Below are 21,775 nucleotides of genomic sequence, written 5' to 3' on the forward strand. Positions count from 1 at the left end.
TCAGCTGCGGGTGTTCCGGTCGGCGGTGCTCAGCGGGCGTCGTCCGGGAGGAGGCGGGCGAGGGTGCGGACCGCGCGGTACTGGAGGGTCTTGATCGCGCCCTCGTTCTTACCCATGACACGGGCGGTCTCGGCGACGGAGAGGCCCTGGAGGAAGCGGAGGGTGACGCACTCCTGCTGCTGGGGGTTGAGGCGGCGTACGGCCTCCAGGAGGGCGGCGTTGGAGAGGGACTCCAGGACGGAGTCCTCGGGGGAGCGCTCGACCTCGTTGGCGTCGAGCATCTCGCCGGTGGTGACCTCCAGCCGGAAACGGCTGGACTTGAAGTGGTCGGCCACCAGATTGCGGGCGATCGTGACCAGCCAGGCGCCGAAGTCACGGCCCTGCCAGGTGAACGTGCCGATGCGGCGCAGGGCGCGCAGGAACGTCTCGCTGGTGAGGTCCTCGGCGGTCGCCTTGCCGCCGACCCGGTAGTAGATGTAGCGGTAGACGGTGTCGCTGTACTGGTCGTACAGGCGGCCGAAGGCGTCGGCCTCGCCGGACTGGGCGCGTTCGACGAGGTCCATCATGCGGGCGCTGTCGCTGTCCGCGGCGGGACGGCGGGTGGTCGTGGCGGTGGATCCCGAACGGCCTCGTCTGCCCACCGCCGCGCCACCGTCGGCCAGTGCGTAGCACGGGCCGACGGGCGCGGCGGAGGTGGCGAGGGCGGGGACGGCGTACGCGGTGGGGACGAAGCCGCGCAACAGTTGGTTGACTGTCGCGCGCAGCGTAGCCAGGCCCGAGGCGTCAACCCCGACGTGTGGGTACACGGGACTCCCAGAGGCAGAGCTTCCATCACGTGCAGTGCGGAACCTTTCACCCGTCGTAGCGACGGAGGGGTACCGGTTTGCGTTTGAGGAGAATAACGCTTCGTGCAGGCACTGCTACACCCAGTTGCTCAAATCATCGATTACGTCGCTTCTGTTACGTATTGGAGGCCGCTCAAGTGCCGTGCCGTGATCGGTTATTGATCGATTCGGTTCGTGTTCCGCCTGGGTGCAGGGCGTGTTGTGGTCGGGTGCGGAGGGCGTGACTGAGGGGGGTGGAGTGGGGGTAGGACGGCTGGAATGCCCGGTGACGGGCCCGGACGCGCGAACGCCGGAGGGGCTGGGAGAACCCAGCCCCTCCGGCGTTCGAGAAACGATCGGCCGTTCAGTCGTTCAGCGGCGGCGGCGGTGCAGAGCGATCGCGGCGGCGGTGCCGCCGGCCACCGCGCCCACGCCCGCCGCGGCGGGCAGGCCGACCTTGGCGGCCTTGCGGGCGGTGCGGTAGTCGCGCAGCCGCCAGTCCATCTCGCGGGCGTGCCTGCGGAGTTTGCTGTCGGGGTTGATGGCGTACGGATGGCCCACGAGCGACAGCATCGGGATGTCGTTGTGGGAGTCGCTGTACGCGGCGCAGCGCGAGAGGTCGAGGGCCTCGGCGGCGGCCAGGGCGCGGACGGCCTCGGCCTTCGCGGGGCCGTGCAGCGGTTCGCCGACCAGCTTGCCGGTGTAGACGCCGTCGACCGACTCGGCGACCGTGCCGAGGGCGCCGGTCAGGCCGAGGCGGCGGGCGATCACCTGGGCGATCTCCACGGGCGCCGCTGTGACCAGCCAGACCTTCTGGCCGGCGTCGAGGTGGGCCTGGGCCAGGGCGCGGGTGCCCGGCCAGATGCGCTCGGCCATGTACTCGTCGTAGATCTCCTCGCCGATGATCGTCAGTTCGGCCACGCGGTGGCCCTGGACGATGGAGAGCGCGGAGTTCTGGGCGTCCTGCATGTGTTCGGGGTCCTCGGAGCCCGCCAGCCTGAACCAGGCCTGCTGCCAGGCGAATCGGGCGAGGTCGCGGGTCTCGAAGAACTTCCGTTTGTACAGGCCCCTCCCGAAGTGGAAGAGCGAGGCGCCCTGCATGACGGTGTTGTCGAGGTCGAAGAACGCGGCGGCCCTGTCGTCGCCGAGGACCGGGAATTCCGGTTCCTGGACGGCGTCGGGTGCGGGGGAGATGTCCTCCAACTCCTGGGAGGACTTGCGCGCTGCCTCCGCAGAGGCTTCGCCTGCCAAAACGCTCCGCGCCGTGGCGGAGCGCCTACGGGGAGTGAGCCATCCGAGAGCGGCCATGTCGTGAGCATAGCCAGTCTGTTCGGTGGTTCCGGAGTCGAGAGGTTTGCGGGCTGTGAACTCTCCGCGACCGTGTCGTTAAAGACGTCGTGCGGACGGCGTGTCCGGGTGCGGCAGAAGGGGGAACCGGTGGGGAAAAGGGCAGGTTGTGAGCTTCATGGTGAGGAAGGGGTGTGGAGATCCCGTGCGGAGCGACAATGGCCGGCATGAGTGCCATGTTCCGGCGGACGCCGAAGAATTCCGGTGAGCGGCTCGTCACACTGATCGGAAAACCCGGATGTCATCTGTGCGACGACGCGGAGGCGGTGATCGGGAAGGTCTGCGGTGAGCTGGGCGTTCCCTGGGAGAAGAAGGACATCACCGAGGACGCCGAACTGCACCGGCAGTACTGGGAGCAGATTCCCGTGGTGCTGGTGGACGGGGCGCAGCACACCTTCTGGAGGGTGAACGAGGAGCGCCTTCGCAAAGCCCTCTCGTAGCGGTGGGCCGCGGTGACCCGAGTTGTGACCTGACCGACCAGTCCAAGTGGTCCCAAAAGTCGCTTAGGATCGATGGGCTGGTTGGTCTCGGGGGCGGGATTCGTGAGGAGAGTGTGCGGTTTTGCCCCCGTTGTGCAAGGCGTCCGATGCGGTACGACGGTACGTGTGTGCCGGTTCCGTACAGGTGCGTCGTATGTGCGTGACCCCGGTCACGTTGGCCGGGCAAATCGGACACCATCTTTGTGCACGCGTTCACAAAGACATAGCCTGCTGTCGACGGGGCGGTCTGGGGACGCATGACCGCCCGCAGCCCCGCTCTACCCGCAGGAGCACCGTGGCAACTGGCCGAACTCACCGACCGGCGACCCGTAGCCGAGGGATTCCCGAGGCCACCGTCGCCAGGCTTCCGCTGTACCTCCGTGCCCTGACCGCGCTGTCCGAGCGTTCGGTCCCCACCGTTTCATCCGAGGAACTGGCGGCCGCCGCGGGGGTCAACTCCGCGAAGCTGCGCAAGGATTTCTCTTACCTGGGCTCGTACGGAACGCGCGGTGTGGGCTACGACGTCGAGTATCTCGTCTACCAGATCTCGCGTGAGCTGGGCCTGACGCAGGACTGGCCGGTCGTGATCGTCGGTATCGGTAATCTCGGCGCCGCGCTGGCCAATTACGGTGGATTCGCCTCCCGTGGATTCCGGGTGGCCGCGTTGATAGACGCCGATCCGGCGATGGCGGGGAAGCCGGTCGCGGGTATTCCGGTCCAGCACTCGGACGAGCTGGAGAAGATCATCGAGGAGAACGGCGTGTCCATCGGGGTGATCGCCACCCCCGCCGGTGCCGCCCAGCCCGTGTGCGACCGGCTGGTCGCCGCCGGGGTCACCTCGATCCTGAACTTCGCGCCGACCGTCCTGACCGTGCCGGACGGGGTCGACGTACGGAAGGTCGACCTCTCCATCGAGCTGCAGATCCTCGCCTTCCACGAGCAGCGCAAGGCCGTCGAGGAGGCCGCGGGCGAGACCGGTCCCGTGGCGCCGGCTCCCAAGGAGTCCGGGAAAGGGCCCGACGGGGATGTCCCCGCCGTGATGCCGGCATGAGTCTTCTGGTCGTCGGACTGAGCCACCGCAGCGCACCGGTGAGTGTGCTGGAGCGGGCCGCGCTCTCCCTGGACGCGCAGATCAAGTTGCTTCAGGACACGGTCGCCGCCGAGCCGGCCGCCGAGGCCGCCGTCCTCGCCACCTGCAACCGCATCGAGCTGTACGCGGACGTGGACAAGTTCCACGCGGGCGTCGCCGAGCTGTCCACGCTGCTCGCCCGGCACAGCGGGGTGGGGCTCGACGAGATCACTCCCTATCTGTACGTGCACTACGAGGACCGCGCCGTCCACCATCTGTTCTCGGTGGCCTGCGGGCTCGACTCGATGGTCGTCGGCGAGGGGCAGATCCTCGGGCAGATCAAGGACGCGCTGGCCCGCGCCCAGGAGCTGCACACCGCGGGGCGGCTGCTGAACGACCTGTTCCAGCAGGGCCTCAGGGTCGGCAAGCGGGCGCACTCCGAGACCGGCATCGACCGGGCCGGGCAGTCGCTGGTGACCTTCGGTCTGGAGCAGTTCACCGCCGGGGCGGACGTGGCGGAGTGGGCCCGGGGCAAGCGGGCCGTCGTGATCGGCGCCGGGTCGATGTCCTCGCTGGCCGCCGCGACCCTCGCGCGCGCGGGCGTCGCCGAGATCGTGATCGCCAACCGGACGCCCGACCGGGCCGAGCGGCTGGCCCACCTGCTCGAAGAGCAGTACGGACAGCGCCTGACGGAGCAGGGCGAAACGGACGTGCTGGCCCGCGCGGTACCGATGCATTCGGTGCCAGCCGAGCTGACACGTGCCGATCTCGCCGTCTCCTGCACGGGCGCCACGGGCCTGGTCCTGACCGCCGAGACGGTCGCGGCGGCGGTCGAGGGGCGGGTGCCCGGGGGCGCGTTCCCCGCGGTTTCCACGGCCCTCGCGGCGGAGGCCGAGGCGCGTACGGACGTACGGCCGGTCCTGCCGCCCGCCTCCCTCGGCAGCGACGACGACTGCCCGCTCGACCTGCCCGCCGTCCAGGGCGGTGGCTTCTCCGTGCTCGGGGAGGCGGCGGTCGCCGGGATGGACGCGGCCACGCTGGAGCAGCACGCCGCCTGGGTCGACAACGCGACCGTGGACCGGCGCACAAGCCGTCGGACGCCGGAGCGTGAGGGGTTGCGCGAGGCTTCGCGCGCGCCGGAGCGGGAGACCGCGCGTACGGCCGTGGGCATGGTCGCCGCCGATGCCGAGCTGATCGCCGCGCTCGTCGCGACCGTGGCCGTCACCGGACGGATCACCGATCTGCGCCGGCCCGAGCCCGTCATCGAGGTGCCCCGGCCCGCGCCCGTGCTCGCGCTGCTCGACCTGGCGATGCCCCGGGACATCGACGCCGCCGCGCACCGGCTGGCCGGGGTGCGGCTGGTCGACATCGAGTCGCTCGCCGAGATCTCCGCCGACGCGCCCATGGCCGCCGACGTCGACATGGTGCGGAGGATCGTTTCGGACGAGGTGGCGGCCTTCGGCGCCGCTCAGCGTGCCGCGCACATCACCCCCACCGTCGTGGCGCTGCGCGCCATGGCCGCCGACGTCGTCGCGAGCGAGATCGCCCGCCTGGAGGGCCGGCTGCCGGGCCTCGACGACAGGCACCGCGGCGAGATCACCCAGACCGTGCGGCGCGTCGTCGACAAGCTGCTGCACGCGCCGACCGTACGGGTCAAGCAGCTCGCGGCCGAGCCCGGCGGCGCCGGATACGCGGACGCGCTGCGGACCCTGTTCGACCTGGACCAGGAGACGGTCGCCGCCGTGTCCCGGGCCGAGGACCGCGAGCGGACCTTCCAGAACTTCGAGAACCTCGAGAACCTCGAAGACCTCGAGAACTTCGAGAAGACGAACGCCGAGAACCGAGGGCGATCATGAGTGACCCGCAAGACAGGGCCCTGAGGCTCGGGACCAGGCGGAGCAGACTCGCCATGGCCCAGTCCGGGCAGGTGGCGGAGCAGGTCCGTCGGCTGACCGGACGGCCCGTGGAACTCGTGGAGATCACGACGTACGGCGATGTCTCCCGCGAGCAGCTGGCGCAGATCGGCGGCACGGGCGTGTTCGTCGCCGCGCTGCGCGAGGCGCTGCTGCGCGGCGAGGTCGACTTCGCCGTGCACTCGCTGAAGGACCTGCCGACCGCGCAGCCGGACGAGCTGGCGCTGGCCGCCGTGCCGGTGCGCGAGGACGCGCGGGACGTCCTGGTCGCCCGGGACGGACTGACCTTCGAGCGGCTGCCCGAGGGCGCCCGCGTCGGCACCGGTTCGCCGCGGCGGATGTCCCAGCTGAACGCGTACGCGCGCGGCCACGGGCTCACGATCGAGACGGTGCCGATCCGGGGGAACGTGGACACCCGGATCGGATACGTGCGGAAGGGTGAGCTGGACGCCGTCGTCCTGGCCGCCGCCGGACTGAACCGGATCGGACGCAGTGATGAAGTGACCGACTTCCTCTCGGTCGACACCGTTTTGCCCGCCCCCGGCCAGGGGGCACTGGCGATCGAATGCGCCGCGGACAACGCTGCGTTGATCGCCTCGCTCGCCGGGCTCGACGACCCGTACACTCGGGCCGCCGTGACCGCCGAGCGGTCCCTGCTCGCCGCCCTGGAGGCCGGTTGCAGCGCACCTGTGGGTGCGTTCGCCGACCTTCTGGCCGACGGGCAGATTGTCAAGGAGATGCGCCTGCGCGGCGTCGTCGGCACGATCGACGGCTCGACGCTGGTGCAGCTGTCCACCACCGGTCCCGTGCCCGAGACGTACGACCAAGCAATGGCGCTCGGCCGTGAACTCGCCGCCGAGATGCTCGCTAAGGGCGCGGCCGGTCTGATGGGGGAGCGAGCACATTGAGCCCCACCACCCTTCCCGCCGGTCCGGACCACGGTCACGTCACCTTCCTCGGTGCCGGACCCGGGGATCCGGGACTGCTGACACTGCGCGCCGTCGAGGCACTGGCGCACGCGGACGTTCTCATCGCCGAGCACGATGTGCTCGACGTGGTGCGTACGCACGCCCGCGCCGGCGTCGCCCTACTGGACACCGATTCGAGCCCGCCGCCGTCGGCACTGACCGCGGCGTCCTCACCCACTGCCTCTGCCTCTTCCGCGGCTACTTCAGCGGATACGTTTTCGGGCACAGGCACGCCTCAGCTGACGGTTGTTGACGGCGCGTCAACAACCGTTGGTGCACCCGCTGTGCGGGATGCGGCACATCTTGTCATGGAGGCCGCGAGGGGCGGCAAGCGGGTCGTGCGTGCGGTGTCCGGGGACCCTGGCCTGGACACCTACGCCACCGAGGAGATGCTGGCGTGCGCCGCCGCCGGTGTGCCCTTCGAGGTGGTGCCCGGTGTGGCGGCCGCCGTGGGTGTGCCCGCGTACGCCGGTGTGCCGCTGCGGGACGCGCAGGGCGCGGACGTACGGTTCGTCGACGCGCGCACGGCCTCCGACCGGTGCTGGGCGGAGGTCGGGGCGTCCGACGGGACCGTCGTGGTCTCGGCGACGCTGGAGACCGTGGCCGCGGCGGCGGGTGAGCTGGTCGCCGCGGGCCGGAAGCCGGACACCCCCATGACCGTGACCGTCGCCGGTACGACGACCCGGCAGCGGACCTGGAGCGCGACGCTCGGCACGATCGCCCAGACCTTCAAGCAGGCCAAGGTGCTGCCCTCGCCGGAGGGCGGCCGGCCGGTGATAGCCGTGGTCGGTGAGCGTTCCGCCGCGGCCCAGCGCGATCAGCTGTCGTGGTTCGAGAACAAGCCGCTCTTCGGGTGGCGCGTCCTCGTGCCGCGCACGAAGGAACAGGCGGCCTCGCTCTCCGACCAACTGCGCTCGTACGGGGCCGTACCGCACGAGGTGCCGACGATCGCGGTCGAGCCGCCGCGGACGCCGCAGCAGATGGAGCGGGCGGTCAAGGGGCTCGTGACGGGCCGCTACGAGTGGATCGCCTTCACCTCGGTGAACGCGGTCAAGGCGGTCCGGGAGAAGTTCGAGGAGTACGGCCTCGATGCCCGTGCCTTCGCGGGGATCAAGGTCGCGGCGGTGGGCGAGCAGACGGCCAAGGCGCTGATCGCGTTCGGTGTGAAGCCGGACCTGGTGCCGAGCGGCGAGCAGTCGGCCGCCGGGCTGCTGGACGACTGGCCGCCGTACGACCCGGTCTTCGACCCGATCGACCGGGTGTTCCTGCCGCGGGCCGACATCGCCACGGAGACGCTGGTCGCCGGGCTGATCGAGCTCGGGTGGGAGGTCGACGACGTCACCGCCTACCGGACCGTGCGGGCCTCGCCGCCGCCGGCCGAGACCCGGGAGGCGATCAAGGGCGGTGGCTTCGACGCCGTTCTCTTCACCTCCTCCTCCACCGTGCGGAACCTGGTGGGCATCGCCGGGAAGCCGCACAACGTGACGGTCATCGCCTGTATCGGGCCGGCCACCGCCAAGACGGCGGAGGAGCACGGGCTGCGCGTGGACGTGATGGCTCCCGAGCCGTCCGTGCACAAGCTGGCGGAGGCGCTGGCGGAGTTCGGCCTGCGGCGGCGCGCGGCGGCCGTGGAGGCGGGGGATCCCGTCACTCGGCCCAGCGAGCGGCGGCCGGGGGCGCGTCGGCGGCGGTCGACGACCTGAGGCGGTCTTCGGGGGAGCGGTGGCGCTGTGGGCCGCCGCTCCCCCGGCCTGTGCGGCAGGAACAACGAGAACTCAGGTCTCGAACTCGCCCACCCAGGACCGCTCCAGCAGGTTCTTGGGCAGGTACTCGGACTCGACCTCGATCGCCATACCCACGTCATGGGCGAGGCAGGTGACGGCGAGCGGTCCGAGGGCGACGGTTCCGCTGATGGAGTCCCGCCGGTCCTCGTTTGCGTTCCAGTACTCCTTGTGCAGGCGGAGCGCCTGGAGGAGCACCGTGTTGAACTGTGCCGTGTCCCGCTTGAGGAACTGCAGGAACAGGTCGAGCGGCGGATAGAGGATCTTCAGCATCAGCTCGCGGTCGGCGACCCTGAGTCGATCCGGGTCGGTGCCCTGGAAGGCGGCGGTGAACTTGTCGCCGAGACCGGGGCGTTCCGTCCAGTACGTCTGCAGCGCGTCGACCCAGTCGTAGACGTACTCGTCGTACACCGCGCCCGACGCCCGAAGCAGCTCGACCGGCACCTCGCAGAGCCCGGTCATGCGGTCCTGGTCACGGCAGACGATCGCCAGCCAGAACGCGGTGATCCAGTTTCCGGCGTCGGTGAAGTGCTGCGCGCCGATGGCCGGCAGCACGCGCGGCTCGTGGGCGATCCGGCACTCCACGGACTCCTCCGTCGTGACGGCCGCCGCGAACAGGGCCGAGCCGACCTGCGTCGCGGTCACCCAGGCCTCCCAGGTCTCGGACCTGTCGGCGGTGGGGTCGTGGAGACAGTGCAGTTCCGCCGTGCTCAGGGCGCTGCTGAACGTCAGGCCGAAGCCCTCGGGATACTCCGAGAGGTCGGCGATGTCGTCGAGCAGACGCCGGTCGGACGCCTTGACGAAGGCGGTCGGATCTCCGGACGGAGGTGTATCGGCGCGTGGCACACGGGTGATCATCACTGGCTCCTGGGCTTGCCGATGTTGAACTGCTCCATCTCGTAGCCAGCATATTTGCCACCCTGAGTGGCGTCCGCCTTGATCAGAACGTAGTCCACGTTCCCCCTGACGAACGCCTTACGGAGTTTGCTCGCCAATTCTGCCTCGGCACTGTCGTTGGCCTTGGCGGACCGCTTGTCCATTTCCTTCAGGATCGTCTCGAAGTATTCCCTTGTGCCCTGCTCGACGCGATTCCCGAGATGACTCGTACGCTCGCCGGTCCCCGCCTTGAGAGACCCCTTGGCCTCGACGACGACATAACCGCCACCGGGTTTCTCGTAGATCTGGTCGAACCTGTTGTTCCCGAACGCCCCGTCGTCGACCCGCTTCGCCCCCGGATAGCGTTCCGGTACGGCGTGGTGCTCCGCCACCCGCTCACCGAAGAGTTCGCTCTGCTTGAGCATGGCGCCATGCAGCGGAGAGTGCTTGGCCTCCGCTGCGTCCATCGCCGCCTCCGCCTCGGCGGTTCGGTGCTTCAGGTACTCCTTCTCGGCAGCGGTCAGTGACTTCTCCGCCGCCTTGTCGGCCACGATGGCGTCTCGACGTGACGTCGCCCATTCGTCGAGGCGATTCAGCACACTGCTGTCGACGCTCTTTCGGACCCCCGGCCCGTGCGGATTCGGGTCCACGTACCTCGCTTGGATCGCGGGTGGCAGATCGCTCTTGGAAATCCACTTGGTGGGATCGGCGGGATCCCGGACCAGAATGGGCAGACGCTGCCCGAACACCTCCGCGGAGGCTGACCTGCGGTAACCGTTGGACCGGTAATGGTCCTTGAACCAGCGCGGATCGTTGTTGGCGAGATCCACATGCCGTTGCATGATGGCGCGCGCGTCCGGCTTGTCGGAACGCCCCGAATTCAGCTCGCCCCCGCCGTCGGCTCCTTCGTCCGCCCGGCCACCCGCCGTCGCTTCGTCACCGAGTCCACCGGCCCCGTCGCCGGACCGTCCCAGATCGTCGAGCCAGCCGGACCCGCCCGCGTCACTCGACCGAGGCGGCAGGCCGTCACCGCCCCGGTCACCGCCCGCCGTGACATTGTCCCCTCCACGGCCTCCTACGGCCGCGGTGTCCCCCACCCGCGTCCCGGCCCCGGCCCCCACGAGCTCTCGCTCACCCGTAGCCCTGGGTGCACCGGTCTCGTCGGCCCGCTGCTGTGCCGTTGCCTCGTGCCGGATGTCGTCCAGTGACTCCCGGACGGTGCCGTCGGCGTTGTGCATGAGGAGGGTCTTGGTGTCGAGGTAGACGATCTCGCCCTCGGGGGTGGTCATGCGGACGGAGTTGTCGGGGGTGAGGCCGGCGGGGAGGTCGTCCGTCAGGTTGGGGGCGTCGGCTATTTGGTAGGTGCCCTCGCCGAGGCGGATGTGGGTGCCGTCGGTGATCCCCCGCAGTCCGGCCATGACGTCGCCGATCTTGACGGCGGTGCCGCCGATGCCTTTGGCGAGGTAGGTCATCGGGTCGACGATCCGGCCTGCTTTGCCCGCGAAGGAGATGGCCTTCGCGATCGCACCGGCCTTGCCGGCGCCCGCGGCCGCTCCTCCGGCGCCGCCGGTGAAGATGGTGGTGAGGACGTTGAAGGTGACCGCCCCGGCGGCTCGTGAGGGGTTCTTGCCCCATTCGTCGTAGGCGATGAGCGCCTTGCCGGTCTCGACGACGGCCGTGCGGGAGTCGCGCAGCCAGGAGGGGAGTCTGTCGGCGGGAGTGAGCCAGTACGCGGCGCCCAGCGGCGTTGCCGTGATGAGGATGCCGGTGGCGAGTTTGCCGAGGCCCACCCAGGCCTGGCCGGCGGCGTCCCAGCCGTTGAAGCCGGCGAGGGTGCCGAGGCCCTTGATCGTGCCCCACACGCCGTCGACGACGAAGCCGACGGTGAAGTCCCAGACGTGTTCGTGGATGTAGTACCAGGGGTTGGACTCCTCGACCGGGTCGCCCCACGGCAGACCGCCGGCGTTGTTCAGGTCCTCGCCCCGGTAGCCGTACATGTTCTCTTTGTTCGAGCCGTCACCGACGACCAGCGCCTCGCCGCCGACGAGTGCGACGATCTTGTTGTGGCAGGCCCGTTCGGCGGCCTGGAACGCGGTCCAGGCGGCGTTGACCGCGTTGCGGCGGGCGGTGTTCTCCTCGATGAGGTCGCCGTCGGCGACCCAGTCCTCGTCGTCCGCGACGCGCCGTTCGAACGCCGCCGCCTCCGCGCGCAGCGAGTCGAGCCGGCCGACCAGGGGCCGCACCTCGGCCGCGTAGTCGAGCAGCGCCTTCGAGACCGTGGCCAGCTCGGTCTGCAGATCGTGGCCGGCCGCCGCGACGGGTGCGGTGGTCGCGAAGAGCTGGTCGGCCTCGGGGGCCTTGTAGAACGGTTCCAGCAGCCGGAAGTTGGCGTCGATCAGCAGACCCGCCGCGCCGACCGCCATCCCGTCGAACGCGATGTCCCCCGCGTCCGTCTCCAGTTGCTCCAGATTCCCGGTGAACTCCGGTATCTCGGCCGAGACAACAGGCCTGTCCTCGCTCACGTCTACCCCCGTGGACGCCCTCGCAGATACGGTCCCTCGACCGAAACACCCAGTCGATCATTTGTACCAAAATTGCGATCGCGATCCCATGCACTTCTGGCCAAGGGTCGTGTGGTGTCTGGACAATCGTGCGTGTGTCCCTCGGCGAACACCGTGCCCCTCCCCGACGCTCCCCGCCCACGGGCCGACGGGCCGTCGGCAAAGAGGGGGGCGGCTCGGGCGTAGCGTAGGTGTATGTCGAAGTACGGATCGTTTCCCGGTACGCGGCCCCGCCGGCTTCGTACGACGCCTGTGATGCGGCGGATGGTGGCCGAGACGCGGCTGCATCCGGCCGACTTCATTCTGCCCGCGTTCGTGCGGGAGGGTGTGAGCGAGCCGGTGCCGATCGAGGCGATGCCGGGGGTCGTGCAGCACACGCGGGACAGTCTGAAGAAGGCCGCCGCGGAGGCCGTGGAGGCCGGGGTCTCCGGGATCATGCTGTTCGGGGTGCCGGAGGACGGGAAGAAGGACGCGAACGGGACGCCGGGCACCGATCCCGACGGGATTCTGCAGGTCGCGCTGCGGGATGTGCGGGCCGAGGTCGGGGACGAGCTGCTCGTGATGTCCGATCTCTGTCTCGACGAGACCACCGATCACGGACACTGCGGGGTGCTCGACGACCAGGGGCGTGTCGACAACGACGCGACGCTGGAGCGGTACGCCGAGATGGCCCAGGTGCAGGCCGACGCCGGTGCGCACGTCGTCGGGCCCAGCGGGATGATGGACGGCCAGATCGGGGTCGTACGGGACGCCCTCGACCAGATCGGGCGCGAGGATGTCGCCATCCTCGCCTACACCGCCAAGTACGCGTCCGCCTTCTACGGGCCCTTCCGGGAGGCGGTCGGTTCGTCGCTGAAGGGGGACCGGAAGACCTACCAGCAGGACCCCGCCAATCTGCGGGAGTCGCTGCGGGAGCTGGCCCTCGATCTGGAGGAGGGCGCCGACATGGTGATGGTCAAGCCGGCCGGGCCCTATCTGGACGTGCTCGCGCGGGTCGCGGACGCCGTGGACGTGCCGGTCGCCGCGTACCAGATCTCCGGGGAGTACTCGATGGTCGAGGCCGCCGCCGAGAAGGGGTGGATCGACCGGGAGCGGGCCATCCTGGAGACGCTGACCGGGATCAAGCGGGCGGGCGCGCAGAACATCCTCACGTACTGGGCCGTCGAGGCGGCCCGTCTGCTGCGCTGAGGTCCGCCCGGTGGTGTGCCGAGGGCCCCGGGGCGTGCGTGCCCCGGGGCCCTCGCGCCGTGTGCGCCCCGGCTCAGTACTGGAGGGCGTCCGCCGCGGTCGACTGCCAGTAGGTGACGGCCACGGAGTTGTCGACGTGGACGCCCGCGGCCGGGAGGGCGGGGGACGCGGGGGAGCCGGTGTCGCTGCCCTGCTCGGCGCCCTGGAAGCGGATGACGACCTTCTTCTCCGTGGTGCCCTTGCCGCCGCTGCCGTCGGCGGCGGAGAGCAGGACGCCCGCGTAGCCGGACTCGCCGGGGGCCAGGGTGACCACGGCCTGCGGCTGGGACTCCTCGATCACACGGGGCGCCGACTGCGCCTCGCCGAAGCGGACCGTGGGGTTGTAGTAGAGGTCGCAGTACTTCGAGCCGGTGTTCTTGACGGTGATCAGCAGGTGGTTGATCGGGCGGGACGGCGTCCTGGCGGTGACGGTGGTGTTGGAGCCGTCGCAGGTGACGCGGTTGGCGGGGTCCCAGGGGTCGGAGGTGTCCGAGGCGTCCTTGGCCCCGCCGCCCGTCTGCGGGGTCTGCGAGGTCTGCGAGGAGGCCTTGTCGGCCGTGCCGCCGCCGGTGGTGGCGGTGCCGCCGCCCGTGGTCGAACCGCCGCCCGAGGTGGAGCCCGAGGTGCCCGTCGAGCCCGAGGTGCCCGTGGTCCGCGAGGCCGAGGAGGAGCCGCCCGACGCGCCCTCGTCCCGTGTGCCCATGCCGTTGTCGCACGCCGTGAGGGCCAAGGCGGCGAGGGCGGCTCCGGTCGCGGCGAGCAGACGGGCGGGCCGGGCGACACGGGCGGTGCGGAACGTACGCATGATGAGTCCCTTTCGGACAAAGGCAGTTGAAGAGGCCGAGAACACATGGTCGAAGCCGCGCCGCTCGACCGGGCTGCCGGGAGCGGCGTGCTTGGATGACCAGAGCTTGCGGGGTGATCCGTCCCGGCCGCCACGGTCTGCGGGCGATCAGGGACGCTGGAACGCTCACAACGGCTTTGACCTGGGGAAATATCGCTTCCCTGGAACGCGGGACGGGACGTGAGGGACGTGCGGGCTGACTTTGCCGAGCTGCTGCGGGAGTTGAAGGAGCGCTCCGGGCTGAGCTACGGGGTGCTCGCCAAGCGGCTCCACATGAGTACGTCGACACTTCACCGGTACTGCAACGGCGACGCCGTACCGACGGACTACGCCCCCGTCGAGCGGCTCGCCCGGCTCTGCAGGGCGACCCCGGACGAACTGGTCGAGCTGCACCGGGCGTGGGTGCTCGCGGACGCGGTACGGCGGCGCAAGGGGAGCGAGGAGACGAGGGCCGCTTCGGCTTCAGCTTCCGCCGGGGTGACGGTGGAGGATCCGGCTCCGGACGCGGGGGTCGAGCCGGCCGCCGAGAGCGAGGCGGAGCCGGAGGCGGCGACCGGACCGGCCGCCGGGACCGGACCGGCCGCCGGGACCGAGCCGGAGGGCGAAACCGAGACGCTGGTCGGGGGCGGGGCCTCCCGGCGCGCGGGGGAGCGCGTGCCCGCTCGGCGGCGTACGCGGGTCGCGTTGGTCGCCGGGGTGGCCGTGGCCGCGGTGCTGGGCGCGGTGACGCTGGCGGTGAGTCTGCCGTCCGGGGGGAAGGGGAGCGGGCCGGAGCGTACGGCCGGGGCCGCGTCCGCCGGCGGCGACCGGGCGGAGGGGACGGCCGAGGGCTCCCCGTCGCCGTCCGGTGCCTCGCCCTCCGCTTCCGTGAGCGAGCCGGCCGGTGAGAGCGGCAAGGGGGACGAGGGCGGGACGAGGGCGGGTGCCTCGGCGTCGGACACGTCGACCGGCCCCGGCGGTGCGGGCGGGGGCGGTACGGACGCCTCCCTTCCGGCACCGCTGACCGTGAAGGTGGAGCCGTACACCTGGGAGAGCCCCTGCTCCCAGCGGTATCTGGTCGACAGTCCGCCCACCGAGGTCGGGCCTCCGCCGCCGGAGCAGGACGCGGCGGGCTGGGTGGCGTCGGAGGGGGCCGTGTCGTCGGGGCAGCAGTTCCTGACGCTCACCCTGCAGGGCACCGGCGAGGAGACCGTGGTCGTACGGAGTCTCAAGGTCCGGACGGCCGGCAAGCGGGCGCCTCTCGCCTGGAACGACTACGGCATGGGGTACCCGGGTGTCGGCTGCGGGGCCGGTGTCCCGACCCGGTCCTTCACCATCGCCCTCGATGCCGCGCGCCCCGATGTGAAGCCCAAGGCGGGCAGCCGGAACTTCCCCTACTCCGTCAGCGAGTCCGACCCCGAGGTGTACTACATCACCGCCGACGCCTCGGCGTACTCCGTCAGTTGGTACCTGGAACTGCGGTGGAGCAGCGGCGACCGCAGCGGCACGCTGACCGTGAACGACGACGGCCGGCCGTTCCGTACGAGCGGCAACAACGGGCGTCCGGCGTTCGAGTATCCGCTCGGTGGGCCGAAATGGGTGCCGGAGGGGACCACGCTGGGGGACGGCGGCGAGGGCTAACCGGCCTCGCAGGGCGGTCCTGGCACCATCAACTGCCTCTGGACGCTAGGTTGTTGTTCATTCAATGATGCGACTCTCCAGGGAGAGGCTTTATGGCCGGTGACGCGCTCAGCCAGGACCCCGCCGAGCTGCGGAAGAGGATCGACACCACCAAGGCCCACCCGGCGCGGGTCTACGACGTCTTCCTCGGCGGCAAGGACAACTACCCCGTGGACCGCGACGCGGCCGGTGCGGCGCTCGCCGCCAATCCGCGCGGCTATCTCGACGTCCGGCACAACCGGGACTTCATGCGCCGCGCGGTGACCACGCTGGCCGAGGAGGAGGGCATCCGCCAGTTCCTCGACATCGGCACCGGGCTGCCGACCGCCGAGAACGTCCACCAGATCGCCCAGCGGATCGTCCCCGACTCGCGGGTCGTGTACGTCGACAACGACCCGGTGGTGCTCGCCCACGCGCGCGCGTTGCTCACGAGCGGGCCCCAGGGCGTCACGGACTACATCGACGCCGACTTCAAGGTGCCGGGGCAGATCCTCGAAGCGGCCGCGAAGACGCTCGACTTCGACCGGCCGATCGCGCTGTGCCTGGTGGCGCTCCTGCACTTCGTGGAGGACGACGAGGCGTACCCCGTGGTGCGGGAACTGGTGGAGGCGCTGCCCGCCGGGAGCCGGCTGGTCCTCAGCCATCTGACCGAGGATCTCAACCCCGCGAAGATCCGCGCGGTGCAGGAGACCTACACCAAGCGGGGGTTCACCTTCGTGCTGCGGTCCCGGGACGAGGTCGCCCGCTTCTTCGAGCAGAGCGGGCTCGTGGTGGACGAGCCCGGGGTGGTGCCGGCGCATCACTGGCGGTTCTCGGGTGGTGCGCCGGTGCCTCCGGCGGTCGAGCCGCATGTGCTGGCCGGGATGGACGACATCGAGAAGGTGCGGTACCGGGACATCAACGATGTGACCGACGCGGACATCAATGTGTATGCGGCGGTGGGGCGGAAGCGGTAGGGGTTCGTGGTCGGGTGCGGGTGGGTGGGGCTTCTCGCGCGGTTCCCCGCGCCCCTGCGGGGCGCTTCACCCTCCCGTCCCGAACCATGTCTCCGCCAGTGACTCGAAGTTCTGGCTGGGTGGGGCCGGGAGGCTGCGGAGGTACCAGTTCAGGTCGCTGTAGACGTGGAGCAGGGTGTAGGCCATCAGCTCGCGCGGGGCGAACGGGGGGTGGCCGTAGGCCTCGTAGAAGAGTTTGAGGAGGGTGGGGTCGGCGCGGGTGAGGAAGAGGCCGACGCTGACGAAGTCGTAGGCGGGGTCGCCGACCATGGCCGGTTCGAAGTCGAAGAGGCCGGTGAGGCGCCAGTCGGCCGGGTCGACGGTCAGGTGCTCGCGCATGAACTCGGTGTGCAGCAGGACCGGTCGGCGCGGGGCGGGCAGCGGGACGGAGCGCAGGAAGTCCGGGATCTGTTCCAGCCAGGGGCCCGTCAGACCGCCCATCTGCTGCTGCTCGACCGCCGCCAGGCGCTGTGCGGCGACGAACCTGCCCCAGTCCGGCGGGCCGGTGAGCGGGACGACCGGAGTGGCGTCCAGGGCGTGCAGGGCGGCGAGGCCCTCGGCGGCCTCGACGACGACACGTTCCTGGTCGGGCCGGGGGATCCGGGGCCAGACCTCGTTGAGGTCCTCGCCGGGCAGCCGGGACATCAGCACATAGCGCCAGCCGTTCTTGTACTGGTCGGCGGCGTGCAACCGCGGTGTGGGGATGGGCAGTTTGCCCCACAGGATCGACAGCAGACGGGCTTCGCGGACGGCTTCCGCGGCTTCGAAACCCGGATAGAGCTTGAGGACGAGAGCGTCGCCGACGGCGTACACCGGCAGCGAGCCCTCGGCGAAACGCACGATTCGCGCGCCTGCGAGGCCGAGCGAGCCGCAGAGATCCTGGGCAGCCGGTCGCAGCAGCGCCTCGTCACCGACGACTTCTTCCAACTCGTCGTTCGTGTCCACGCTGGGCAGCATGCGCGCAGCCTAGGGGGTGCGGGGCACGGTCCGCATGGCGGAAATGGTGGATGTAAGGGGCACGTAACTGGCTAGGGTGCGGGCATCGGGGCGGGGCCGCACCGTCCGGGAGTGCCGAAGGAGCCGTGGGATGAGTGCCGTGGATGCCGTGCGCGACGCGTATGACGTGCAGTTTGTCGGGGAAGCCGGGGACGGGGGCGGTTCGGGGCGCGCGGAGGAGGCGCGCGCCGGGGCGGCCGTGCCCCGTTTCGCCGAGCGGGTCACCGCCGTCGGAGGTTCCCCCGTACGGGACATCCTCGCCGTCACCTCGCGTCCCGAAGTCGTCAACTTCGCGGGGGGATTGCCCGCTCCGGAGCTGTTCGACGCGGAGGGGATAGCGGCCGCCTACCGCGATGTGCTCGCCGAGTCCGCGGGGCGCGCCCTGCAGTACGCCACGACCGAGGGCGAGCCGGTCCTCCGGGCGGCGCTCGCGGCGCGGTACGGGGCGCGCGGGCTGGGGACCGGCGCGGACGACGTGCTCGTCACCACCGGATCGCAACAGGCGCTGTCGCTGCTCGCCACCGCGCTGCTGGAGCCGGGGGACGTCGTCCTCGTCGAGGACCCCTGCTATCTGGCGGCGCTCCAGGCGTTCCGGTTCGCGGGCGCGCGGGTGGTGGCCGTGCCGGGCGACGGGGACGGGGTGGACCCGGCGGCGCTGGAGGAACTGGTGGTACGGCACCGGCCCAAGCTCTTCTACACCGTGCCCACCTTCCAGAACCCGACCGGGCGCACGCTCCCCGCCGAGCGGCGGGCGGCCGTCGCCTCCGTCGCCGCCCGGCGCGGACTGTGGGTCGTCGAGGACGACCCGTACGGCGAACTCCGCTTCGAGGGCGACCGGGTTCCGTGGATCGCCTCGTACCCGGGGGCCGGGGACCGTACGGTGCTGCTGGGTTCCTTCTCCAAGGTGATGGCCCCCGGGATGCGGCTCGGCTGGCTGCGCGCGCCGACGGGGCTGCGCCGGGCGTGCGCGGTCGCCAAGCAGGCGGCCGATCTGCACACCCCGACCGTCAACCAGCTCGCCGCGGCGCGCTATCTGGCCGACCGGGACCTGGACGCCCACGTCGCCCGGGTCGCCGCCGCCTACCGGGAGCGCCGCGACGCCATGCTCGACGGCCTCGCCGCTGCCCTCCCGGAGGGCTCCTCCTGGAACCGCCCCGAAGGCGGCATGTTCCTCTGGGCCCGCCTCCCCTCCTCCTACGACACCACCGCCCTGCTCCCGCGCGTGGTCGAGCAGGACGTGGCGTACGTCCCCGGTGCGCCCTTCTACGCCGGGGAGCCGGACCGGTCGACGCTGCGGCTGTGCTTCGTGACCCAGACGCCGGAGGAGATCCGGGAGGGGCTGCGGAGGCTGGGGGCGGGGCTGCGGGGGTGAGGTCCCTGGGGCTGGGGCTGCGGCTCTCGGCGGAGTCTCAGTCCCACCAGAAGGACCAGGTCGGCTCCCCGATGAGCGTGCGGGCGTAGGCGGCGCGGGTGCCGTCGGCCGTGCCCTGCCAGATGTTGTCGGGGCAGAAGGCGAAGTGCTCGGCGGCGACGGCCTCGGCCTCGGTCTCGGTGGTGGGCGGGGCGGCGACCGACAGGACGAGCTGGTCGAAGGTGAGGGCGACGACGCGTATGCCGAAGCGGTCCTCCCAGGAGCGCAGCACCGCGCAGAGCCTCGCCACGTCGTTCTCGTGGTTCAGCGGGCCGGTCCAGCCGATGGCCGCCGGGATGTCGGCGCTGCGGCGGGCGGGGACCAGGGCGAGGCGGGGGGCCTCCAGCCGGGCGGGGTCCTTCACCAGGGCGTCGGCGGTGTCGGCGGCGAGGGTGTCGGGATCGGGGGCCGGTGCCGAGGCGGGGGCGGACGGTTCGGTGAGACCCGGCCAGTCCTCGTCGTCGGCGGTCGCGCAGCCGTCCCAGAACTCGGCGAGGACCTCGTCGGCGTCGTGGTCACCGGGGTAGGACATCTCGCCGGGCATCAACTCCCAGCCCTCCGGCCCGCCCTGACGGCCGCCCGTGTCCAGCAGCACCGGGAGGAGGCCGGCCGTACGGCGTGCGGGATCGACGGCGGCCCAGGCACCCGGCACGGCCGGTTCGTCCGCGCACCACAGCAGCGGCTCGTACCACGGCCCCTCGTCGGTCGCGTCGATCAGCCGCCCCTGCGGAAGCGGGAGTTCAAGCCCGAGCACACGCCCGCTCGGGTCGGCCGCCAGCTGGGGCAGCGGGTTGGGAAGTGTCGCCATGGAGGTGACTGTAGGGGGCGGCACTGACAGCGGCCCGTCCCGCAGGGGGCCTGCGGGACGGGCCGGTCGTTGGGCCGGACACGGCCTAGAGCTTCTCGGGCGTCCTGATGCCCAGCAGGCCCATGCCCCGGTGCAGGGTGCGGGCCGTCAGGTCGACCAGGAACAGGCGGTTCTCCACCTGCGCCGGGGTCTCGGCCTTCAGGACCGGGCACTGGTCGTAGAACGTGGTCAGCAGGGTCGCCAGCTTGAAGAGGTACGCGGCCAGCTTGTGCGGCTCGTACGACTCGGCTACCTCGGCCACGGTCTCCCCGAACTGGTCCAGGTGCAGGCCCAACGCGCGCTCGGCCGGGGCCAGTTCCAGCTCGGGGTGGGCGGCCGGAGCGGTGTCGCCCGCCTTGCGGAGGATCGACTGGATACGGGCGTACGCGTACTGGAGGTAGACGGAGGTGTCGCCGTTCAGCGAGACCATCTGGTCCAGGTCGAACTTGTAGTCCCGTACGGCGGAGGTCGACAGGTCGGCGTACTTCACCGCGCCGATGCCGACGTACCGGCCGTTCTCGACGATCTCGTCCTCGGTCAGGCCGACCTTCTCGGCCTTCTCCCGGACCACCGCCGTGGCGCGGTCGATCGCCTCGTCCAGCAGGTCGACCAGCCGGACCGTCTCGCCCTCACGGGTCTTGAACGGCTTGCCGTCCTTGCCGAGAACCGTGCCGAAGGCCAGCTGGAACGCCTTGACGTCCTCGTCGTTCAGCCAGCCCGCCCGGCGCGCGGTCTCGAAGACCATCTTGAAGTGCAGGGACTGACGGGCGTCCACGACATAGAGGAGGGAGTTCGCCTTCAGGTGGAAGACGCGGTCCCGGATCGCGGAGAGGTCGGTGGCCGCGTAGCCGTAGCCGCCGTCCGACTTCTGCACGATCAGCGGGACCGGGTTGCCGTCCGGGCCCTTGACGTCGTCGAAGAACACGCACAGGGCGCCCTCCGAGCGGACGGCCACCCCCTGCTCCTCCAGGAGGCGGCAGGTCTCCGCGAGCATGTCGTTGTAACCCGACTCGCCGACGATGTCCGGGTCCCGGATCTCCATGTCGAGCTTCTCGAAGACGGAGAAGAAGTAGATCTTCGACTCGTCGACGAACTTCTGCCACGCCGCCAGCGTCGCCGGGTCGCCCGCCTGGAGGTCGACGACCCTGCGGCGGGCCCGCGTCTTGAACTCCTCGTCGGAGTCGAAGAGCTTCCTCGCCGTCTTGTACAGCCGGTCCAGGTTCGACATCGCGGCCTCGCCGGAGGCCTGGAGGTCGTCGTCGGACCCCTTGTGGTCCAGCTCGTGCGGGTGCTCGTCCAGATACTGGATGAGCATGCCGAACTGGGTGCCCCAGTCGCCGATGTGGTGCCTGCGGACCACGTTCTCGCCGGTGAACTCCAGGATCTGGACGACCGCGTCACCGATCACGGCGGAGCGGAGGTGGCCGACGTGCATCTCCTTCGCCACGTTCGGCTGGGCGTAGTCGATGACCGTCGTGCCGGGGTGCTCCGCCGTGGGGACGCCGAGACGGGCGTCCGTGTCCGTGTAGCGCGCCGCGAGGTTCTCGGTGATCGCCCGGTCGGTGAGCGTGATGTTCAGGAAGCCGGGGCCGGAGACCTCGATCTCCTTGATCAGCTCGCCGGACTCCACCCGGGCGACGACCTGGGTGGCCAGCTCCCTCGGGTTCGCCTTCGCCTTCTTCGCGAGGGCGAGGATCCCGTTCGCCTGGTAGTCCGCCCGGTCGCTGCGTCGCAGCAGCGGGTCGACTCCGTCGGCTTCCGGGAGGGCGGAGGCGAGGGCGGCGGTGAGGCGCGACTCGACGGAGGCGGTGAGGGACGTGACCGGGGCCATCAGGGGGAGCCGTTCTCCTCGGGGTACGGATGGATGTCGTTCAGTATCCCACGGGGGGTAAAGGGGTTTTCTTGCGGCGAGTGGGGGTGGCTTCCGGGGTGGGGGGCGGGGTTCGTGGGTGGGTGCGGGGTCCGGTGGGGCTTCTCG

Annotated in this window: 17 protein-coding genes; 9 read left to right on the forward strand and 8 right to left on the reverse strand. The window is 70.8% G+C overall.

The window, feature by feature from the left end; genetic code table 11:
- Positions 1–29 precede the first annotated feature (29 nt).
- Together J8M51_RS36905 and J8M51_RS36910 are read right to left on the reverse strand one after the other, a co-directional pair.
- Complete coding sequence (locus J8M51_RS36905; protein WP_086756017.1) at positions 30–806, reverse strand: ECF subfamily RNA polymerase sigma factor, BldN family; 777 nt, start codon at positions 804–806, stop codon at positions 30–32.
- 390 nt (positions 807–1,196) lie between these two features.
- Positions 1,197–2,132, reverse strand: coding sequence for an HAD family hydrolase (locus J8M51_RS36910; protein WP_086756015.1), 936 nt, complete (start codon positions 2,130–2,132; stop codon positions 1,197–1,199).
- Between the two features lie 197 nt (positions 2,133–2,329).
- Between J8M51_RS36910 and J8M51_RS36915 the strand changes: the two genes are divergently transcribed.
- The 5 genes from J8M51_RS36915 (at position 2,330) to J8M51_RS36935 (ending at position 8,303) form a co-directional block, all read left to right on the forward strand.
- The gene (locus J8M51_RS36915; RefSeq protein ID WP_086756013.1) at positions 2,330–2,611 is read left to right on the forward strand and encodes a glutaredoxin family protein; all 282 of its coding nucleotides are present in this window, start codon (positions 2,330–2,332) and stop codon (positions 2,609–2,611) included.
- Between the two features lie 334 nt (positions 2,612–2,945).
- Complete coding sequence (locus J8M51_RS36920; protein WP_086756011.1) at positions 2,946–3,701, forward strand: redox-sensing transcriptional repressor Rex; 756 nt, start codon at positions 2,946–2,948, stop codon at positions 3,699–3,701.
- A complete protein-coding gene (locus J8M51_RS36925) occupies positions 3,698–5,575 on the forward strand; it encodes a glutamyl-tRNA reductase (protein ID WP_267299814.1) in 1,878 nt (625 codons plus the stop codon). Before J8M51_RS36920 ends, J8M51_RS36925 begins: the two co-directional genes overlap by 4 nt.
- Positions 5,572–6,540 (forward strand): hydroxymethylbilane synthase, encoded by a 969-nt coding sequence (hemC, locus tag J8M51_RS36930; protein ID WP_086759928.1) that lies wholly within the window; start codon positions 5,572–5,574, stop codon positions 6,538–6,540. The genes J8M51_RS36925 and hemC overlap by 4 nt, the downstream gene beginning before the upstream one ends.
- Positions 6,537–8,303, forward strand: a complete 1,767-nt coding sequence (locus J8M51_RS36935) for a bifunctional uroporphyrinogen-III C-methyltransferase/uroporphyrinogen-III synthase (protein WP_086759930.1) — start codon at positions 6,537–6,539, stop codon at positions 8,301–8,303. Before hemC ends, J8M51_RS36935 begins: the two co-directional genes overlap by 4 nt.
- A gap of 72 nt (positions 8,304–8,375) precedes the next feature.
- On the opposite strand, the gene J8M51_RS36940 is transcribed toward J8M51_RS36935, so the two are convergent.
- Positions 8,376–9,239, reverse strand: coding sequence for an immunity 49 family protein (locus J8M51_RS36940; protein WP_086759933.1), 864 nt, complete (start codon positions 9,237–9,239; stop codon positions 8,376–8,378).
- Entirely contained in the window at positions 9,239–11,779 is a 2,541-nt protein-coding gene (locus J8M51_RS36945) for a hypothetical protein (RefSeq protein ID WP_086759935.1), read from the reverse strand. The genes J8M51_RS36940 and J8M51_RS36945 overlap by 1 nt, the downstream gene beginning before the upstream one ends.
- A 234-nt stretch (positions 11,780–12,013) precedes the next feature.
- Between J8M51_RS36945 and hemB the strand changes: the two genes are divergently transcribed.
- Positions 12,014–13,006 carry a porphobilinogen synthase gene (hemB, locus tag J8M51_RS36950; protein WP_086759937.1) on the forward strand — a complete coding sequence of 331 codons (993 nt, stop codon included), beginning with the start codon at positions 12,014–12,016 and terminating at the stop codon, positions 13,004–13,006.
- 73 nt (positions 13,007–13,079) lie between these two features.
- On the opposite strand, the gene J8M51_RS36955 is transcribed toward hemB, so the two are convergent.
- Positions 13,080–13,850 carry a DUF4232 domain-containing protein gene (locus J8M51_RS36955; RefSeq protein WP_086759939.1) on the reverse strand — a complete coding sequence of 257 codons (771 nt, stop codon included), beginning with the start codon at positions 13,848–13,850 and terminating at the stop codon, positions 13,080–13,082.
- 228 nt (positions 13,851–14,078) lie between these two features.
- Here J8M51_RS36955 and J8M51_RS36960 point away from each other — a divergent pair, with 228 nt between their 5' ends.
- Positions 14,079–15,509, forward strand: coding sequence for a helix-turn-helix domain-containing protein (locus J8M51_RS36960; protein ID WP_086759942.1), 1,431 nt, complete (start codon positions 14,079–14,081; stop codon positions 15,507–15,509).
- 92 nt (positions 15,510–15,601) lie between these two features.
- Positions 15,602–16,504, forward strand: coding sequence for an SAM-dependent methyltransferase (locus J8M51_RS36965; protein ID WP_086759940.1), 903 nt, complete (start codon positions 15,602–15,604; stop codon positions 16,502–16,504).
- A 66-nt stretch (positions 16,505–16,570) separates the two neighbouring features.
- Here J8M51_RS36965 and J8M51_RS36970 read toward each other — a convergent pair whose 3' ends face one another.
- Complete coding sequence (locus tag J8M51_RS36970; RefSeq protein WP_086763859.1) at positions 16,571–17,500, reverse strand: phosphotransferase family protein; 930 nt, start codon at positions 17,498–17,500, stop codon at positions 16,571–16,573.
- A gap of 130 nt (positions 17,501–17,630) precedes the next feature.
- On the opposite strand from J8M51_RS36970, the gene J8M51_RS36975 reads away from it, so the two are divergent.
- Positions 17,631–18,911, forward strand: a complete 1,281-nt coding sequence (locus J8M51_RS36975; RefSeq protein WP_267299815.1) for an aminotransferase-like domain-containing protein — start codon at positions 17,631–17,633, stop codon at positions 18,909–18,911.
- Between the two features lie 37 nt (positions 18,912–18,948).
- On the opposite strand, the gene J8M51_RS36980 is transcribed toward J8M51_RS36975, so the two are convergent.
- Positions 18,949–19,758: a DUF4253 domain-containing protein gene (locus tag J8M51_RS36980; protein ID WP_267299816.1), complete on the reverse strand. Its 810-nt coding sequence runs from the start codon at positions 19,756–19,758 to the stop codon at positions 18,949–18,951.
- Between the two features lie 85 nt (positions 19,759–19,843).
- On the reverse strand, positions 19,844–21,628 hold the full coding sequence (argS, locus tag J8M51_RS36985) for an arginine--tRNA ligase (protein ID WP_086757029.1): 1,785 nt from the start codon (positions 21,626–21,628) through the stop codon (positions 19,844–19,846).
- Positions 21,629–21,775 lie beyond the last annotated feature (147 nt).

This window comes from Streptomyces griseiscabiei (assembly GCF_020010925.1).
GTDB lineage: Bacteria > Actinomycetota > Actinomycetes > Streptomycetales > Streptomycetaceae > Streptomyces > Streptomyces griseiscabiei.

Coding starts and splice junctions, on each gene's coding strand:
- J8M51_RS36910 (WP_086756015.1), bottom strand. CDS start 2,132: ATGGCCGCTCTCGGATGGCTCACTCCCCGTAGGCGCTCCGCCACGGCG.
- J8M51_RS36980 (WP_267299816.1), bottom strand. CDS start 19,758: ATGGCGACACTTCCCAACCCGCTGCCCCAGCTGGCGGCCGACCCGAGC.
- J8M51_RS36965 (WP_086759940.1), top strand. CDS start 15,602: ATGGCCGGTGACGCGCTCAGCCAGGACCCCGCCGAGCTGCGGAAGAGG.
- J8M51_RS36975 (WP_267299815.1), top strand. CDS start 17,631: ATGAGTGCCGTGGATGCCGTGCGCGACGCGTATGACGTGCAGTTTGTC.
- argS (WP_086757029.1), bottom strand. CDS start 21,628: ATGGCCCCGGTCACGTCCCTCACCGCCTCCGTCGAGTCGCGCCTCACC.
- J8M51_RS36925 (WP_267299814.1), top strand. CDS start 3,698: ATGAGTCTTCTGGTCGTCGGACTGAGCCACCGCAGCGCACCGGTGAGT.
- J8M51_RS36915 (WP_086756013.1), top strand. CDS start 2,330: ATGGCCGGCATGAGTGCCATGTTCCGGCGGACGCCGAAGAATTCCGGT.
- J8M51_RS36940 (WP_086759933.1), bottom strand. CDS start 9,239: ATGATCACCCGTGTGCCACGCGCCGATACACCTCCGTCCGGAGATCCG.
- J8M51_RS36970 (WP_086763859.1), bottom strand. CDS start 17,500: ATGCTGCCCAGCGTGGACACGAACGACGAGTTGGAAGAAGTCGTCGGT.
- J8M51_RS36955 (WP_086759939.1), bottom strand. CDS start 13,850: ATGCGTACGTTCCGCACCGCCCGTGTCGCCCGGCCCGCCCGTCTGCTC.
- hemC (WP_086759928.1), top strand. CDS start 5,572: ATGAGTGACCCGCAAGACAGGGCCCTGAGGCTCGGGACCAGGCGGAGC.
- hemB (WP_086759937.1), top strand. CDS start 12,014: ATGTCGAAGTACGGATCGTTTCCCGGTACGCGGCCCCGCCGGCTTCGT.